The organism is Pseudomonas sp. KNUC1026 (assembly GCF_021650705.1).
In the GTDB taxonomy this organism is placed as follows: Bacteria; Pseudomonadota; Gammaproteobacteria; order Pseudomonadales; family Pseudomonadaceae; genus Aquipseudomonas.
In genome coordinates, this window is sequence record NZ_CP087138.1 from 923,031 (window position 1) to 938,791 (window position 15,761).

Sequence of the window (15,761 nt, forward strand, 5' to 3'; positions counted from 1 at the left end):
ACCAATGATATGCGAGTGGTTTTTGTGCCCAGGCAAGGCGCCGCGACGAGTCGTAGCCGGGCTACGGCGAGGAGCGGCAACGCAGCATGGGTGCAGAAAACGCCGCAGATTATGGTCGTTATTTGTGAAACACCACACTAGAGATCAGGCCACTTCGCGCAGCGCCGCCGGGTCGATCAGCAGGCGCACGCGGGTGCCATCAGCATACAGGTCCGAGGCCGCGCGGTTGAGCACATCCACCCGCAGTGTCACGCCATCGGCCTGCACCCGGTAGCGGATCACGTTGCCCAGGAGGCTGTGGCCGAGAACTTGCGCCTGGCCGTCGGGCTCCGGCACCAGGGTGATGGCCTCAGGGCGGATCGCCAATTGGCCGCTGGCCGGCCGGCCGAGCAGGCGGCTGGCGCTGGCGGCGTCGAGCAGGTTGTAGTTGCCGATGAACCCTGCGGCGAAGGCGTCCACCGGGGCGGTGTAGAGGCTCTGGGCATCGCCGCTCTGGACGATCTGGCCCTTGTTCATCAGCACGATGCGGTCCGACAGGGTCAGGGCTTCTTCCTGATCGTGGGTCACGAACAGTGTGGTCAGCCCCAGCTCTTGCTGGATGGCGCGGATCTGCTCGCGCAGGTGCCGGCGGATGCGCGCATCGAGCGCAGAGAGTGGTTCGTCGAGCAGCAGCAGGCGCGGCCGTGTCACCAGCGAACGGGCCAGGGCCACGCGCTGGCTCTGGCCGCCGGAGAGTTGATGCGGGTAGCGCCCGGCGAAGGTGTCGAGTTCCACCAGCGTGAGCGCCTCGGCCACGCGCTGGCGCCGCTCGGCATCGGCGACCTTCTGCATGCGCAGGCCGAAGGCGACGTTCTGCTCCACGGTCATGTTGGGAAACAGCGCGTAGCTCTGGAACACCATGCCGATGCCGCGTTGCTGGGGGCTCAGCTGCAGCGATGTCCTGGCCGGCCAGATGGATGCGCCCGCCGTCCACTGCCGTAAGCCCGGCGATGCAGCGCAACAGGGTGGACTTGCCGCAGCCGGAGGGGCCGAGCAGGGTGATGAACTCGGCCCTGGGCCACGCTGAGGTTGATGTCGGTGAACACGCTGGTGTCGCCATAGCGTTTGTGCAGGTCTGTTGACGCTCATGAAGCTCATGTCAGTGGCTGCCTTGGTCGCGGTTGAGGAAAGTGGCGAGCCAGGTCACCACCAGCACGAAGAAGAAGTAGGAAATCACCAGCGCGCTGTTGATGTGCCCGGTGCTGTTGCGCATGTTGTTCAGGTACACCTGCAGGGTTTCGTACTGGGTGCCCACCAGCAGGTTGGCGAACACGAACTCGCCGAACAGGAACGAGAACGACAGCAGCAGCGCCACCAGCAGCCCTTTGCGCAGGTTCGGCAACACCACCAGCAGCGCCGCCTTCAAGGGGCTGGCGCCCAGCAACTGGGCGGCGTCCATCAGGTCGCGCAGGTTGATCGCCTGCAGGTTGTTGGAGATGGCCCGGTACATGAACGGCAGCGCCACGGTGAAGTAGCAGCCGATCAGGATCCACGGCGTGCCGGTCATGGCCATGGGGCCTGAGCCATACAGCTGCAACAGGCCCACCGCCGAGACCACCGGCGGCACCGCGAACGGCAGCAGGATCAGCACGTTCATCAGCCCGTCCAGCTTCGGGAAGTGATAGTGCACCGCGAACAGCAGCGGCAGGATCAACAGCGTGGCCAGCACCAGCGCGCCTACGCACACCAGCACCGAGTGGCCGAATGCTGCGAGAAAGCGCGCATCGCTCCACAGCGCCAGGTACCACTTCAGCGTGAGCCCACTGGGCAGCACGGTGGCCGACCAACTGGTGGCCAGCGAGTAGAGCAGGGTGCCGGCCAGCGGCAGCAGCAGGATCAGGAACAGCAGCCACACCACTGTGCGGTGGTACAGCCGCGCGGCGCGGGTTTCAGCGTTTTGCATGGTAGCTCCTGCGCAGCATCCACTGATGCACCAGCGTCACCAGGGTCATCATCCCTACCAGGATGATCGCCAGGGCACTGGCCATGTTCGGGTCCAGGGAAATGTCGCCGGCCACCATCGCCGCGATGCGGATCGGCAGCACGTTGAAGTTGCCGGTGGTGAGCGCGTACACGGTGGCGTAGGCGCCCAGCGCGTTGGCCAGGAGGATCACGAAGGTGCCCAGCAGTGCCGGGCAAGCACCGGCAGGCCGATGTGCCACCAGTAGCGCCAGGTGCTCGCCCCCAGCAGCGCTGCGGCTTCACGCCAATCGGCGCGCAGGCCGTCGAGGGCGGGGTAGAGCAGCATCACCCCCAGCGGGATCTGGAAGTAGGTGTACACCAGGATCAGCCCGCTCTTGGAATAGAGGTTGAAATCCCCGAGCAGCCCGCTTTGCTTGAGCACCAGGGTGATGGCGCCGTTGAAGCCCAGCAGGATGATGAAGGCGAAGGCCAGCGGCACGCCGGCAAAGTCGCTGGTCATGTCGGCGAAGGCAGTGACGAAGCGGCGCAGGCGCGAATCCACCCGTGCCAGCGATACGCTGCCGATCAGCGCGATGGCCAGGCCCAGCAGGCTCGACCAGAGGCTGATCTCCAGGCTGAACTGCATAGCCTGGCGGTAGAACTTCGAGCCGAAGGCGCGGGTGAAGTTGGCCAGGCTCCAGGCGTCGTCCACCTGCACGCTGTGCAGGGCCACCCAGGCCAGGGGGGCTAACTGGAAGACGGTGAAAAACAGGGCAAAGGGTAGAAGGCACAGCAGTGCCCAGCCCTTGACGGGGGATTTGGTGTTCAAAGTGAGGTGGGCTCCGGCGGGTTCTGGAAGGGCGCGTCGCCCGCTACACGGCGTCCGGCAAGCCGGCCTCCCACAAAGGCTCACACTTACCCTTTTGGGAGGCCGGCTATGCCGGACGCCGTGTAACGGCGACGCCCCTGCTCAACTCACTTCATCTCGACGATAACCTGCTCGTTCCACTGTTGCGGCAGGGCCTTGGAGCTCTTCTCCCAGGCTTCGGCGTTCTGGATCGGCTTCACGTTCTTGTACTGCTCGTTGGGCAGCAGCTTGGCCTGTACATCTTCCGGCAACTTCAGATGCTCGGCGCGGATCGGCCGGGCATTGCCGCGAGCCAGGTTGATCTGCCCGGCGTCGCTGAAGATATATTCACGCGCAAGCTTGGCCGCGTTGGGGTGCTTGGCGTACTTGTTGATCACCGTGGTGTAGCCGGAGATCACCGAGCCGTCCGACGGGATCAGCACTTCGAAGCGTTTGGGGTCGATCTGTTCGCGGTAGCTCAGGCCGTTGAAGTCCCACACCACGCCCACTTCCACTTCACCCTTTTCCAGCGTCTGGATGGTCGGGTTGGCCAACGACAGCCGGCCTTGCTCGGCCAGCTTGGTGAACAGCGCCAGCCCCGGTGACCAGGTTGCTCTCATCGCCCTTGTAGGCCATGGCCGCAGCCAGCACGCCGTTGGCGGCCTGGGCTGCAGTGCTCACGTCACCGATGGCGACCTTGTATTTGCCTTTTTCCAGGTCATGCCAGCTTTTCGGTACGTCGTCGCCTTTGACCAGGTCCTTGTTGATGATGAAGGCGATGGTGCCGGTGTAGGCCAGCATCCAGTGGCCGTCCTTGTCCTTGGCCCAGTCGGGCACCTGGTCGAAGGTGCTGGGATGTACGGCTGGGTCACGCCCTTGGCCTTGGCGATCAGGGCCGAAGGCAGCGCCGACGTCACCGATGTCGGCGCTGGCGTTGTCTTTCTCGGCATCGAACTTGGCGATTTCCTGGGCCGAGCTCATGTCGGTATCCACGTGCTTGAGGCCGTAGAGGCGCGCCAGGTCGTCCCAGGTGCCTTTCCAGTTGGCCCAGCTGTCGGGCATGCCCACGCTGTTGACCTGGCCTTCTTTCCTGGCCGCGCTTTCCAGCGCCGAGAGGTCGGCGGCCATGGCCAGCGGGGAGAGGGCGAGGGTGGAACCGAACAGTGCAGCCAACAAGCGCTTATTCATCCGTTGCTCCTGGGGAAAAGGTCGTGAACCGGCGGACTTCTAGTTGAAATATAGCCGCCGGCTCTAAACCTAGGAGCGTAATGTGACGTTTGCGTTACCGCCGCCCCACCCACACGGTCTGCACGTTGCAGAATTCATGAACGCCGTAGCTGGACAGCTCTCGCCCATAGCCACTTTGCTTCACGCCGCCGACCACGATGCGCGGGTCTGATGCCGCGTTGCCGTTGATGAACACCCCACCGGTTTCCAGGCGTGCGGCCAAGGCTTCGGCGGCAGCTTCGTCCGGCCCCCAGATTGTCGCGCACAGGCCGAAGTCGCTGTCGTTGGCCAGCGCCAGGGCATGCTCGGCGTCACGGGCGGTGATCAGCGCCGCCACCGGGCCGAATAGCTCCTGGCGGAAGGCCGTCATGTGCGGTTGCACGTTGGCCAGTACCGTGGGGGCGTAGTAGTTGCCGTCGCCTGGCAGTGGCTCGCCGCCCAGCAGCAAAGTGGCGCCCTCATCGATCGAGGCCTGTACCTGGCCATGCAGCTCATCACGCAGGTCGTAGCGCGCCATCGGGCCGATGTAGTTCGCCTCTGCAGTGGGGTCGCCCACCCTGAGCGCGCGCACTGCCTCCAGGAACCTGGCCTGGAAGGCTTCGGCAATGCCTTGCTCGACGATCAGGCGCTTGGCGGCCATGCACACCTGGCCGGTGTTCTGGTAGCGGCCGACCACGGCCGATTGCACGGCGGCGTCGAGGTCGCAGCCTTCGAGCACGATGAACGGGTCGCTGCCGCCCAGTTCCAGGATGCACTTTTTGAGCACGGCCCCGGCCTGCGACGCGATGGCCGCGCCCGCCCGGCCGCTGCCGGTGACTGCAACTGCCGCGATGCGCGGGTCGGCGATGGCACGCGAGACGCCAGCGGGCTCCACGTTGATGACCTCGAAAGCGCCGGCGGGCAGGTCGGTGTGCTCGAACACCTCACGCAGCAGGTACGCGCTGCCCATCACGTTCGGCGCGTGTTCGAGCACGTAGGCGTTGCCGGCCAGCAGCATCGGCACTGCACCGCGCAGCACCTGCCACAGCGGGAAATTCCACGGCATCACCGCCAGCACCGTGCCCAGCGGGCGGAATTCCAGCCAGGCGCGCTGGCCGGCGACCGGTGCAGGTTGCGGGGCGAGAAAGGCCGGGCCGTGCTCGGCGTACCAGTCGCTCATGGCAGCGCATTTCTCGACTTCGGCGCGGGCCTGGGCGATGGGCTTGCCCATCTCGGCGGTGATCATTTGCGCCAGCGGTTCGAGGCGTGCGCGCAGGGCCTGAGCCAGTTGCTGCAGCACCTGCACGCGCTGGGCGACTGGAGCGCCAGCCCACTGGCGCTGCGCAGCGGCGGTGCCGGCCAGCGCAGCGTCGAGCTGGGCGTCGCTTTCGAACGGGTAGCGGGCGAGTTCTTCACCGCTGTGGGGGTTGCGGGAGATGGCGTAAGCGGTCATGGCGGGGCCTCCTGTGTGGCGATGAGGCAAGCCTAAGGCCGCTTGAGCTGTTAGTGATACTGAATAATACTGAGCGAAATATTCTTTCAGAGAGAATTAACGGCCGTGGACCTTTCCCAACTCGAAATCTTCCAGGCGGTGGCCGACAGCGGCAGCGTCAACGGCGCGGCCGAGCGGCTGCACCGGGTGCCGTCGAACGTGACCACGCGGCTCAAGCAGCTCGAAGCCGAGCTGGGCAGCGACCTGTTCATCCGCGAAAAAATGCGCCTGCGCCTGTCCCGGCCGGTGCCGGCTTTCTTGATTACACCCGGCGGATTCTGGCGCTGGTAGAGGAAGCGCGGCTGTCGGTGAGTGGCCAGGAGCCCATGGGCGTGCTGGCCCTCGGTGCGCTGGAAAGCATCGCGGCGGTGCGCATGCCCCAGGTGCTGGCGACCTTTCACCAGCGTTACCCAAAGGTCGAGCTCGACCTCTCCACCGGCCCCTCCGGCGAGCTGCTCGACGCCGTGATCGCTGGGCGCATGGCCGGGGCCTTCGTCGACGGCCCGGTGCACCACCCGGCGCTGGAAGGCTGCGCGGTGTTCGAGGAAAACCTGGTGCTGATCTCGGCGCTGGAGCACCCGCCGATTCGCCGCGCCAGCGAGGTGAACGGCCGCAACATCTACGCGTTTCGTGCCAACTGTTCGTACCGGCGCTCGTTCGAGGAATGGTTCATGCGCGACCAGGCAACGCCGGGGCGGATCTTCGAGATGGAGAGCTACCACGGCATGGTCGCCTGCGTGTCGGCCGGCTCCGGCCTTGCGCTGGTGCCGCGCAGCCTGCTTGAGACGATGCCGGCGCAAGCCTCGGTGCAGGTGCACGAGGTGGGCGGCGCCTTCAGCGGCATTCCCATCTGCCTGGTGTGGCGCCGGGGCCTGCAGACCCCGGCGCTCAGCGCGCTGGTGGCGCTGCTCAGCCCTTGAACACCAGCGCCAGGCCGCCCAGCACCCCGGCCATGCCCAGCAGCGCCAGCCCGCTCAGGGCATTGCCCAGCACCAGCCAGTCCAGCAGCGCCGTGACCACCGGCACCAGGTAGAACAGGCTGGTGACGTTGACCAGGTTACCGCTGCCGATCATGCGGTACAGCAGCAGTTGCGCGCCCACCGAAATGGCCAGGCCCAGCCACAGCATCGGCACGATGAAGCCCGCCACCCATTCCACATGGAACGGCTTGAACGGCACGCAGGCCAGGCACATCAACAGGCTGACCGCGTACTGCAACGGCAGCACCTGCGTCGGCGGCAGCGCCAGGCGCTTTTGCAGGATGGCGCCGCCGGTCATGCACGCCAGCGCCAGCAGCGCGAAGGCCACTCCTAGCCACGACAACTGCGCCTTGAGCACGCCCTGCAGTACCACCAGCGTCAGGCCCGCCAACGCCAGCAGCAGCCCCAGCCAGCGCAAGGCCGAAGCGCGCCGCTCCATCAGCAGCAAGGTAAGGATGGGCTGCACCCCCAGCACTGTGGCCAGCACGCCAGGGGTGATGCCGTGCTCCAGCGCCAGGAAGTAACACAGCGAATAGCCGCCGATCAGCAAGGCGCCGGTACGCACCACCGGCCAGCGCTGGCCCTTGGGCGGCAGCCAGCGGCGGTGAAACAGCGCGAGCAGCGCCAGCCCCAGCAGGGCGGCGGTAAAGCGCAAGGTGAGGATGGCGAAGGCCGAGCTGTGGTCAAGGCCCCAGCGGGAGAAGATCGCCGCGCTGCCCCACAGCAGCACGAACAGGGCAGTAGGGCCCCAGGTGTGGAGATAGGAACGCATGTGATACCTGCTTTGAAATCGTCCAGCTATACCCGCGCGCAGCTGTACCGCCTCGAATCAGAGGCTGGCGCGCGGGAACGGAGAAAGGGTCAGCGGCCCGAAGCGGGCGGCGCGACTGCGGCGATGGCCACAACGGCGCACTGAACGACCACGATCGACTGGGCGTTGGCAGGCATGAAGGGTTTCCGAAGGAAAGTGATGTGCCGGGACTGTAAGCCAGAAACCGCAGGCCCGGCAAGCACGTCAATCGGCCAGATGGATGCCGAAGCCTCCAGCGCCCGGCTTGTGCTCGGGCTTGAGCTCAAGCGCCGGAATCGCGTAATCGCCGCCGTTCTGCCGGCGGAAAGGGATCGGTGCGGCGCTGAACAGGCTGGCCAGGCGCTCGCCCAGTTGCGCTTCGATCTGCGCGAAGCGCGCCTCGTCCACGCGGCTGGTGCGATGCACCAGAAACGGCGGCAGCACGTCGAAGCCGGGGTAGTGCAACACGCCGTGGTGAATGGGGAACAGCAGGTCGTCGATCGGCCCGTTGATGCCGCGTGCGCTGTAATGGCTTTCCCAACCACCGGTGGTCACCAGCAGCATCGCGCGCTTGCCGGCCATCCGGCCTTCGCCGTAACGGTCGCCCCAATGCTGGTCGGAGTGCTCGCCCACGCCGTAGGCGAAGCCATAGGCGTAGACCCGCTCCACCCAGCCCTTGAGGATCGCAGGCAGGCTGAACCACCAGAGCGGAAATTGCAGGATCAGCGCGTCGGCCCAGTCGAGCTTGGCTTGCTCGGCGCTGATCTGAGGGTGCTGCTCGCCGCTGTCGAGGCCTTCGAGCGAGGCGAGCGAGGGGTCGAACGGGCCGTCGCCGGGCGGGAAGTCCTCGGCATCGAGGGTAGCTTTGAAGCCCATGGCGTAGAGGTCACTCACCTGCACGCTGTGGCCCGCCGCTTCCAGTTGCCGCACGGCGCTGCGCAGCAAGGCACCGTTGAGCGATTGCGGTTCGGGGTGGGCGAAGACGATCAACACATTCATCAGGCAGGCTCCTGTGGCAAAGATGCTGCAAAGGGTGCCAAGCGTGCTTATATAGCGGAAATGAATGGCTCAAATCCCAGGCATAACCGTGATTGATTTCGCAAGGCTCGACCTCAACCTGTTGCTCACCCTCGACGTGCTGCTCGACACCTTGAACGTGACCCGCGCCGCCGAGCGCTTGAACCTCTCGCAGCCGGCGGTGAGTGTGCAACTGGCGCGCTTGCGCGAGCATTTCGATGACCCGCTGTTGCTGCCCGGCCCACGCGGCATGCGCCCTACGGCAAGGGCGTTGGCGCTGGCCGACCCGCTGCGCGCAGCGCTCGAAGCCTTGGGCCAGGCGGTGGCGCCGAGCGCGCCGTTCGACCCGGCGCACGCCACGCTCACCTGGAAGGTCGCGGCCACCGACTACGGCGAAACGTGCCTGGTGCTGCCGGCCCTGGCCCGGCTGCGCGAGCAGGCGCCGGGCACGCGCCTGGCGATGCTGGAGCTCAACCCACCGCGCCTGGCCCAGGCGGCCGAGCAGGGCCTGCTGGACCTGGCCTTTCATACGCGCGAAGGCTCACCGCCCGGGCTGCACTGCCGTTCGCTTTTTCATGAGCGCTATGTGCTGGCGGGCCGCGCGGGCCACCCGGCTTTGGCCGGGACGCTCAGCCTGGAGCAGTTTGCGCAGTTGGAGCATGCAATCGTGTCGCCCGATGGCGGCGGCTTTGCCGGGGTGACCGACCAGGCACTGGCGAGCCTCGGCTTGCAACGCCGTGTGGTGCTGTCGGTGCCGCACTTTCTGTTCCTGCGCGCTGCGCTGATGCACACCGACCTGGTGGCCATGGTGCCGCTGCGCCTGGTGCAGGGTGAGCCAGGCCTGGCGCTCGCCGAGCCGCCCCTGCCGGTGCCGGGTTACGAGATGGTGATGCTGTGGCCGGAGCGGCTGCACCGTGACGGCGCCCACCGCTGGCTGCGTGAATGCATCCTCGCCGGGTTGCAGTAGCCCGCAAACACAACGGCCGCCTTGCGGCGGCCGTGTGCGGTGGCGAACAGGCTCAGACGAAACGCTGCCTGGCCTTGCCACGGGGCAGGCGGCTGCCGGTGCCGTCCAGGCGCTGCTGCCAGGCGGCGGCCACGCTGAAGCCGCCACTGCGGGCCGGGCGTGCCACGGCAGGCGCGGCTGCAGGCGCAGCTACGGGCGCCGCCACCGGGGCGGCTTTTGGCTTGCGCAGGTCGGCCAGTGTAGGGGTGGCCTTTTTGGCAGGCGCCGTTTCCTGTGGCTTGCCCAGCGACCGCTGGCAGCTTTTGCAGGATACGTCGGTGGCACTGGCGCTGGCGCTGAGGGTGGCGCTGCTGCGCCCGCAAGCGCTGTCCTGGCCGTTGGTTGAGTAGTGGATGACCAAACCGTGAATCTCCAAGGCGTTGAAACGGCGCGCATTTTTACATATTTCGCAGCAATTGGCAGACCGCTCAGCGTGTGATGCGAATAATCTGCCGCGCCACGAAGGCGCCAGTGAGGATCACCGCGAACAGGCGCAGCGTCTGCATGGCCAGCACCAGGCCGACGTCGGCGTGAATGTCGACTGCGATGATCGCCATCGAATCCAGCCCACCTGGGCTGGTGGCCAGGTACATGGAGAGAAAATCCGTACCCATCCAGCGCGCCAGCACCCAGGCCAGCGCCGCGCACAGCACTACCAGCGCGAGCGACCCCGCCAGCATCGCAGGCAGCCGACGCCATACGTAGGCGACCGTGGCGCGGTCAAAGCGCAGGCCGATGTAGCAACCGATCACGCCGTACGCCAGCGAGAGCAGCCAGCCCGGCAGGCTCACCGGCAGCACACCGGCCAGTTGCAGCCCGCCGCCGATCACCATCGGCACCAGCAGGGCGCCGGCCGGCACCCAGTTGCCCAGTGCCACCCCCACGCCCAGCACCGCGAGGTTGGCCAGCAGCACGCCGATGTGCGGTGCGGCCATCGCCATGGCGGTGCTGTGGCTGTCGCTGCCACCGCCATTGACCCCCAGCCAGCGGCTGATCAGCGCGCCTGCCATCACCACGCACACCACCCGCACGTACTGCATGGTGGCGACCACCCGTGGGTCGGCGCCGTGGTCTTCGGCCATCGCCACCATCGCCGAAGCTGCGCCCGGCGACGTGCCCCAGGCCGCGGTGCTACCGGGGATGCCGCCCAGGCGCACCATGCCCAGCGCCACCACCACACTGAGCAAGGTCGTGACCACTGTGGCGGCGACCATCGCCGGCCACGCATCGGCCACCGCACCCAGCACCGCCCAGGTCATCGAATGGGCCACCAGCAAACCCACGCAGCCCTGGCTCAGGCGAAACGCCTGGCGCGGCAGGCGCAGGTTCACACCGCTGACGCCAAAGCCGATGGCCACCAGCATGGGCCCGATGAATTGCCCGGCAGGCAGGTTGAGGTGATTGAGCAGTTGGCTGGCGCTTGCGGCCAGCAGGATCAAGGCGAGCCAGCGAACGCTGCTGGGCCAGGTACGAAGGGACAGCGATACGGCGGGGGGCAAGGGCATCTCCGAGCCTGGGTGAGGTCGGGGGCCAGGCTTGTGGGCAATTATCCGGGGGCTAACCGATTCGGTCTATTTGCAAAAAGGAATGGATTGATCGATTTGGGGAATGAATTTTGTGACATTTCCGAAATGCGTACCCATCGGAGGGCTCCCTATAATCACTCTATAATTGCTTTATAATTCTCTGTAATCGTATTTCGGAGTTCAGTCCATGTCCGCCACCTTCTACCATCGCCCGGCACTGGCAAGTCGGCTTTCCAAGCTCATCCTCAACGTTGCGGTGGGCAGCGCAGCCGGCTCCGGAGTTTTCCTGGCAGCCCCGAGGCGCACGGGCAAATCCACGTTCGTGCGCGAAGACCTGCGCCCGGCATTGGAGGAGGCCGGTGCTATCGTGCTGTATGCCGATCTCTGGAAAGACCTCACCAAAGACCCTGGCGCGGTGATCGTCGAGGCGGTGCGTGAAGCGGTCGGGCGAAGCGAGGGGTTCATCACTCGGCTGGCAAAGTCCGCCGGCATGGAGAAGGTCACCGTCGGGGGCCTCAACTTTAGCCTCGACAGGATCGGCCTGGGCAAGGACATCGACCTGACCAGCGCACTGGTGGCGCTCTCCGACGAGTCACGCAAGGTTATCGTGCTGATGATCGACGAGGCCCAGCAGGCGATCACCACAGAGCAAGGCGCCGCCGCATTGTTTGCGCTCAAGGCGGCCCGGGATGAACTCAACAGTTCCAAGCATCATGGGCTGCGTGTGGTGTGCACCGGTTCCAACCGGGACAAGCTGGCAATGCTGCGCAATAGCAAGGACCAGGCTTTTTTCGGCGCCTCCATGGTGGAGTTTCCGACGCTGGACCAGGCCTTCATCGACTGGTTCTGCGCCAATGTCGACCTCCCTGCGGCCCTGGACCCGGCCACGGTGTTCGAGCTGTTCGAGGAGTGCGGCTTCCGCCCGGAACTGCTGGGCGCGGCGGCAGACGAAATTCGCTTCGACTTCTCACTCGATCCCTCTCAAGTGGCCGTGCGCTTCGCAGAATGCGTTCGCGCGCAGGCCAATGAGCTTCAGGCCAATCTGAAAAAGGTCATTCATAGCCTGACGCCTGTTCAGTCGGCGGTGCTGCGGGTGATGAGTGTCAAGGGAGACGACTTCGCGCCTTTTGAAGCGCCGACCATGGCGCTCTATGCCAAGGCGATGCAGCAGGCGGCCGTCTCTGAGCAACAAGCCAAGGCTGAGATCTCCAATGTGCAGCAGGCACTGATCGCCTTGCAGGAAAAGAACCTGGTGTGGCGAGCCTCACGCGGGGTTTATGCCGTGGATGAACCGGTGACCGTCGAGTTGTTGCAGGCAGCAGGGATGCTGGAAGGACTGGATTGAGGCGTTTCGCCGGTTGCACGTCGCCCGGCGAGCCGGCCTCCCACCAAGGTTCGGCGATGAGGCTCAGCTCAGAGGGTAGGAGGGCGGCAAGCCGCGCGACGTGCAGTGGGCGACTGCATCACTCACGGCGCAAACGGCAACACCCGCTTGTGCTGAGTCTTGTCATAGGTGCGCACGATGATGTCATACGCTTCCTGGCTCACCGCCTCACCATGCAGGAAGGCATCGATCTGCGCATAGCTCACCCCGTGGGCGTGCTCGTCCGGTTTACCGGGGTTGAGCTCTTCCAGGTCGGCAGTCGGCACCTTCATCACCAGGCTTTCCGGCCCGCCAAGGAATTGCGCGATCGCACGCACCTGATGCTTCACCAGCCCGCTCAGCGGGGCCAGGTCGCAGGCGCCGTCGCCGAACTTGGTGAAGAAGCCCATCACCGCTTCGGCGGCATGGTCGGTGCCGATGACCAGGCCGTCGTAGGCGTTGGCGATGGTGTACTGCGCAACCATGCGAATGCGCGCCTTGGTGTTGCCCATCACGAAATCGCGGCGAGCCGGGGTCAGGCCTTCGAGGTGGCTGACGGTCTCGGCCAGGCCTTTGACGGCGCCGGCGATGTTCACTGTGGCTTCTTCATCGGCGGCGACAAAGCGCATGGCCGCAGCGGCATCGGCCTCGTCGTGTTGCACGCCGTGGGGCAGGCGCACGGCGACGAAACGGTAGGCGCTGTCGCCGGTTTCCTTGCGCAGTTCCTCGACGCTCAGCTGCGCCAGGCGCCCGGCGGTGGAGGAGTCCACACCACCGCTGATGCCCAGCACCAGCACCTTGAGCCCGGAGGCCTTGAGGGTGTTCTTGATGAAGGCCTTGCGCCGCTCGACTTCGGCGGCCAGGGCGGCCTGGTCCTTGAACGCGGGGGTGACAGCCAGCGCAGCGGCGATTTCGGCTTGGCGGTTGCTCATGTCGGTCTCCTTGAGGGCGGGTCAGACGCGGAAAACGTGTTTGAGGTAGGCGACGAAGTTTTCGTCGCGGCATTGGGTCTTGCCGGGGCTGTCGGAGATCTTCGCCACCGGCTGGCCGTTGCAGGCCGTCATCTTGATCACGATGTTCAAAGGCTTCACCCCCGGGATGTCGCAGGTGAGGTTGGTGCCGATGCCGAAGCTTACATTGATCCGCTGGTGCAGTGCGCGATCGAGCCCCAGCGCCTTCTCGAGGTTGAGCCCGTCGGAGAACACCAGCGTCTTGCTCAGTGGGTCGATGCCGAGCTTTTCATAGTGGGCGATGGCCTTTTCCGCCCACTGCAACGGGTCGCCCGAGTCATGGCGCAAGCCATCGAAGAGCTTGGCGAAGAACAGGTCGAAGTCGTTCAGGAAGGCATCCATGGTGATGCAGTCGGTCAGCGCGATGCCGAGGAGGCCACGGTACTCGCGTACCCAGCAGTCCAGCGCGGCGTTCTGGCTGTCGATCAGCCGCGGGCCCAGTTGCTGGTGGGCCATCAGCCATTCGTGGGCCATGGTGCCGAGTGGGCGAACGTCCAGCTCGCGGGCCAGGTGTACGTTGCTGGTGCCGACGAAACGGCCGGGGAAGTCATGCTTGAGCACGTTGACCACCTCTTCCTGCACCCGGTAAGAGAAGCGCCGGCGAGTGCCGAAGTCCGCGACCTGAAAGCCTGCCAGCTCCGCCGGGCTGGCTTCACCGCGCAGCCAGTCGAGCTTGCTGTAGAGGCGCTCGCGCACCTGCTCGATCACGACATCGCGGTGTACGTAACGGTTGCGCACCTCGCTGATGATCGCCAGCAGCGGCACTTCGTAAAGGATCACGTGCAGCCACGGCCCGCGCAGGCGCACGCAGAGCTGGCCGTCCTCGACGCTGGTGTGCACATAGCGCAGGTTGAAGCGGAACAGGCTGAGGAAGCGGATGAAGTCCGGCTTCACGAACGGGATCTTCTCCAGCCAGGTCAACTGGTCGGGGGTGACGCTGATCTCGGCCAGCCGCTCGATCTGGTAGCGGATCTCGGCGAGGTCAGGGCGTGAGGTCCTCGGCGTTGCGGCAGCGAAATTCCCACTCCACCTCGGCGTTGGGGTAGTTGTGCAGCACGGCCTGCATCATGGTGAGCTTGTAGAAGTCGGTATCGAGCAGGTTCTGCACGATGCGGTCAGCGAATACGCTCTCGGTCATGTTCATTGCTCCTTGCGATCAAGCGCTGCGTCCAGTTCCGGGGCGCTGGCGCATAAAGTGATGCCGGCGGCGCGCATCTGGGCGCAGGCCGCGTCGGCGGTGGCTTGGGCGATGGCGCGGCAGGCGGGGAGGTACACCAGCACCTCCAGGCCTGCCTGGCGCAGTTGCAGGGCGGTGGTCTTCACGCAGTAGTCCAGCGCCAGCCCGCCCACCAGCACGGTGCTCACGCCCTGGGCGCGCAGGTACTCGATGGCACCGGTGCTGCGCCGCTCGGCCAGGTCGTGGTAGCAGGCGCCGTAGGGGTGCAGCCCAGGCTCTACGCCTTTCCACACGAAGTAGTCGTAAGCCAGCGGCTCGGGTAATTCATCGAGCAGCTCGAAGCCCGGCGTGCCCGGTACGCAGTGGCTCACCCAGGTGAGGTCGGCGTCGGGCAGCGCCAGCGGTTGCAGCATTTCGGCGTGCGAGCCCACCACCCATGGCGCACTCGGCGAGTGTGCATCCTTGCTGCCCAGGCGCAGTTGCGCACGGCTGGCCAGCAGGTTGAGCTGCGCACCGATCAGGTGGCCCTCCGGCACCGGCAGCTCAGCAGGGCACAGAGGCGTGAAGCCTTTTTGCGCGTCGACGTCGAAACTGGCGATGGTCATGAGGGCTCTCCGCTGTGAATGGGGTAGACACATATTTCACCTGATGTAATATGTAGTCGAGTTATTTCTGAAACGAGGCCGCGATGAGCGATGCACTGATACTGGCCGGGGTCGACATCGTCGCCTTGCGCCTGGCGCCCACCGGGCTGGAGCTGCTGTTGATCCGCCGCGCTAACGCGCCCTTCGCCGGGCAGTGGGCCTTGCCCGGCGTGCTGGTCAACGGCCGCTGCGCCGACCCCAGCCTCGACGCCGCGGCTGCCCGCGCGCTGGATGAAAAGGCGCGCGTTACACCTCAATACCTGGAACAGGTAGCCACCGTCGGCAACGGCGAGCGCGACCCGCGCGGCTGGACGATGAGCAGCGTGTACCTCGCGCTGCTCGCACCCGAAGCCCAGGTGGAAGGGGAGGACCTGGCGTTCTTCCCGCTGAGCGCCTTGCCCGAATTGCCTTTCGACCATGACGACCTGGTGCAGCGTGCGCGGGAGCGTTTGAGCAGCAAGGCCGTTTACAGTTCCTTGCCGCTGCTGCTGCTGGCCCCGTGCTTCACGGTGACTGAGGTATTGGGCGCGTTCGAAGCGGTGCTGGGCGCGGCGGTGCAGCACACCAGCCTGCGCAAGCGGCTGGAGCGGATGAAGCAGGAAGGCTGGGTGCGCGAGACCGGCGACAAGCGCTACCCGAAGATGGGCCGGCCGCAGCAGGTGCTGGAGCGGGCCAACAGCGAGGTGTTCCTGTTCGATCGCAGTGTGTTGGCGTGAACGCTGGCCGGCTTGCCCGCTGCCGGTGAGGCGGGCAAGCCGACCT

Annotated in this window: 12 protein-coding genes and 5 pseudogenes; 4 read left to right on the plus strand and 13 right to left on the minus strand. The window is 65.8% G+C overall.

From position 1 onward, the window contains the following. Positions 1 to 144: 144 nt before the first annotated feature. The 6 genes and pseudogenes from LN139_RS25405 to LN139_RS04010 all read right to left on the minus strand — a co-directional run bounded on the left by LN139_RS25405 (position 145) and on the right by LN139_RS04010 (position 5,447). Positions 145 to 516, minus strand: a complete 372-nt coding sequence (locus LN139_RS25405) for a TOBE domain-containing protein (RefSeq protein ID WP_442964410.1) — start codon at positions 514 to 516, stop codon at positions 145 to 147. 195 nt (positions 517 to 711) lie between these two features. Then, positions 712 to 1,099 (minus strand): annotated as a pseudogene (locus LN139_RS25410) (ABC transporter ATP-binding protein); the annotation flags it as partial. A 39-nt stretch (positions 1,100 to 1,138) separates the two neighbouring features. Beyond that, on the minus strand, positions 1,139 to 1,942 hold the full coding sequence (locus LN139_RS03995) for an ABC transporter permease (RefSeq protein WP_236358855.1): 804 nt from the start codon (positions 1,940 to 1,942) through the stop codon (positions 1,139 to 1,141). Next, a pseudogene (locus LN139_RS04000) lies at positions 1,929 to 2,770 on the minus strand (ABC transporter permease). The gene LN139_RS03995 and the pseudogene LN139_RS04000 overlap by 14 nt, the downstream one beginning before the upstream one ends. A gap of 146 nt (positions 2,771 to 2,916) precedes the next feature. Then, positions 2,917 to 3,976: pseudogene (locus LN139_RS04005) on the minus strand (ABC transporter substrate-binding protein). 94 nt (positions 3,977 to 4,070) lie between these two features. Then, positions 4,071 to 5,447: an aldehyde dehydrogenase family protein gene (locus LN139_RS04010; RefSeq protein ID WP_236358858.1), complete on the minus strand. Its 1,377-nt coding sequence runs from the start codon at positions 5,445 to 5,447 to the stop codon at positions 4,071 to 4,073. 105 nt (positions 5,448 to 5,552) lie between these two features. Between LN139_RS04010 and ptrR the strand changes: the two are divergent. Next, positions 5,553 to 6,406, plus strand: a pseudogene (ptrR, locus tag LN139_RS04015) (putrescine utilization regulator PtrR). On the opposite strand, the gene LN139_RS04020 reads toward ptrR, so the two are convergent. Then, positions 6,396 to 7,238 (minus strand): DMT family transporter, encoded by an 843-nt coding sequence (locus LN139_RS04020; RefSeq protein ID WP_236358860.1) that lies wholly within the window; start codon positions 7,236 to 7,238, stop codon positions 6,396 to 6,398. The pseudogene ptrR and the gene LN139_RS04020 sit on opposite strands and share 11 nt — an antisense overlap. Positions 7,239 to 7,481: 243 nt before the next feature. Beyond that, positions 7,482 to 8,255: an NAD(P)H-dependent oxidoreductase gene (locus LN139_RS04025; RefSeq protein WP_236358861.1), complete on the minus strand. Its 774-nt coding sequence runs from the start codon at positions 8,253 to 8,255 to the stop codon at positions 7,482 to 7,484. An 88-nt stretch (positions 8,256 to 8,343) separates the two neighbouring features. Here LN139_RS04025 and LN139_RS04030 point away from each other — a divergent pair, with 88 nt between their 5' ends. Then, positions 8,344 to 9,240 carry a LysR family transcriptional regulator gene (locus tag LN139_RS04030; protein ID WP_236358863.1) on the plus strand — a complete coding sequence of 299 codons (897 nt, stop codon included), beginning with the start codon at positions 8,344 to 8,346 and terminating at the stop codon, positions 9,238 to 9,240. A 52-nt stretch (positions 9,241 to 9,292) separates the two neighbouring features. Here the strand turns inward: LN139_RS04030 and LN139_RS04035 are convergent, their stop codons facing one another. Both LN139_RS04035 and LN139_RS04040 read right to left on the minus strand, forming a co-directional pair. Next, positions 9,293 to 9,640, minus strand: coding sequence for a hypothetical protein (locus LN139_RS04035; protein WP_236358865.1), 348 nt, complete (start codon positions 9,638 to 9,640; stop codon positions 9,293 to 9,295). A gap of 67 nt (positions 9,641 to 9,707) precedes the next feature. Next, on the minus strand, positions 9,708 to 10,784 hold the full coding sequence (locus tag LN139_RS04040) for an AbrB family transcriptional regulator (RefSeq protein ID WP_236358867.1): 1,077 nt from the start codon (positions 10,782 to 10,784) through the stop codon (positions 9,708 to 9,710). Positions 10,785 to 10,992: 208 nt separating this feature from the next. On the opposite strand from LN139_RS04040, the gene LN139_RS04045 reads away from it, so the two are divergent. Further along, positions 10,993 to 12,150 (plus strand): ATP-binding protein, encoded by a 1,158-nt coding sequence (locus tag LN139_RS04045; RefSeq protein WP_236358869.1) that lies wholly within the window; start codon positions 10,993 to 10,995, stop codon positions 12,148 to 12,150. Positions 12,151 to 12,272: 122 nt separating this feature from the next. Here LN139_RS04045 and nadE read toward each other — a convergent pair whose 3' ends face one another. The 3 genes and pseudogenes from nadE to LN139_RS04060 all read right to left on the minus strand — a co-directional run bounded on the left by nadE (position 12,273) and on the right by LN139_RS04060 (position 14,960). Then, positions 12,273 to 13,100 carry an ammonia-dependent NAD(+) synthetase gene (gene nadE, locus LN139_RS04050; protein ID WP_236358871.1) on the minus strand — a complete coding sequence of 276 codons (828 nt, stop codon included), beginning with the start codon at positions 13,098 to 13,100 and terminating at the stop codon, positions 12,273 to 12,275. 21 nt (positions 13,101 to 13,121) lie between these two features. Continuing rightward, positions 13,122 to 14,316: pseudogene (pncB, locus tag LN139_RS04055) on the minus strand (nicotinate phosphoribosyltransferase). A gap of 2 nt (positions 14,317 to 14,318) precedes the next feature. Next, positions 14,319 to 14,960 (minus strand): isochorismatase family protein, encoded by a 642-nt coding sequence (locus tag LN139_RS04060; RefSeq protein WP_236358874.1) that lies wholly within the window; start codon positions 14,958 to 14,960, stop codon positions 14,319 to 14,321. Between the two features lie 83 nt (positions 14,961 to 15,043). Between LN139_RS04060 and LN139_RS04065 the strand changes: the two genes are divergently transcribed. After that, positions 15,044 to 15,715 (plus strand): NUDIX domain-containing protein, encoded by a 672-nt coding sequence (locus LN139_RS04065; protein ID WP_236358875.1) that lies wholly within the window; start codon positions 15,044 to 15,046, stop codon positions 15,713 to 15,715. Positions 15,716 to 15,761 lie beyond the last annotated feature (46 nt).

What these genes read in the sequence shown, in the direction of transcription:
- LN139_RS25405 (WP_442964410.1), bottom strand. Translation starts at nt 516, where the DNA reads ATGAACAAGGGCCAGATCGTCCAGAGCGGCGATGCCCAGAGCCTCTAC.
- LN139_RS03995 (WP_236358855.1), bottom strand. Translation starts at nt 1,942, where the DNA reads ATGCAAAACGCTGAAACCCGCGCCGCGCGGCTGTACCACCGCACAGTG.
- LN139_RS04010 (WP_236358858.1), bottom strand. Translation starts at nt 5,447, where the DNA reads ATGACCGCTTACGCCATCTCCCGCAACCCCCACAGCGGTGAAGAACTC.
- LN139_RS04020 (WP_236358860.1), bottom strand. Translation starts at nt 7,238, where the DNA reads ATGCGTTCCTATCTCCACACCTGGGGCCCTACTGCCCTGTTCGTGCTG.
- LN139_RS04025 (WP_236358861.1), bottom strand. Translation starts at nt 8,255, where the DNA reads ATGAATGTGTTGATCGTCTTCGCCCACCCCGAACCGCAATCGCTCAAC.
- LN139_RS04040 (WP_236358867.1), bottom strand. Translation starts at nt 10,784, where the DNA reads ATGCCCTTGCCCCCCGCCGTATCGCTGTCCCTTCGTACCTGGCCCAGC.
- LN139_RS04045 (WP_236358869.1), top strand. Translation starts at nt 10,993, where the DNA reads ATGTCCGCCACCTTCTACCATCGCCCGGCACTGGCAAGTCGGCTTTCC.
- nadE (WP_236358871.1), bottom strand. Translation starts at nt 13,100, where the DNA reads ATGAGCAACCGCCAAGCCGAAATCGCCGCTGCGCTGGCTGTCACCCCC.
- LN139_RS04060 (WP_236358874.1), bottom strand. Translation starts at nt 14,960, where the DNA reads ATGACCATCGCCAGTTTCGACGTCGACGCGCAAAAAGGCTTCACGCCT.
- LN139_RS04065 (WP_236358875.1), top strand. Translation starts at nt 15,044, where the DNA reads ATGAGCGATGCACTGATACTGGCCGGGGTCGACATCGTCGCCTTGCGC.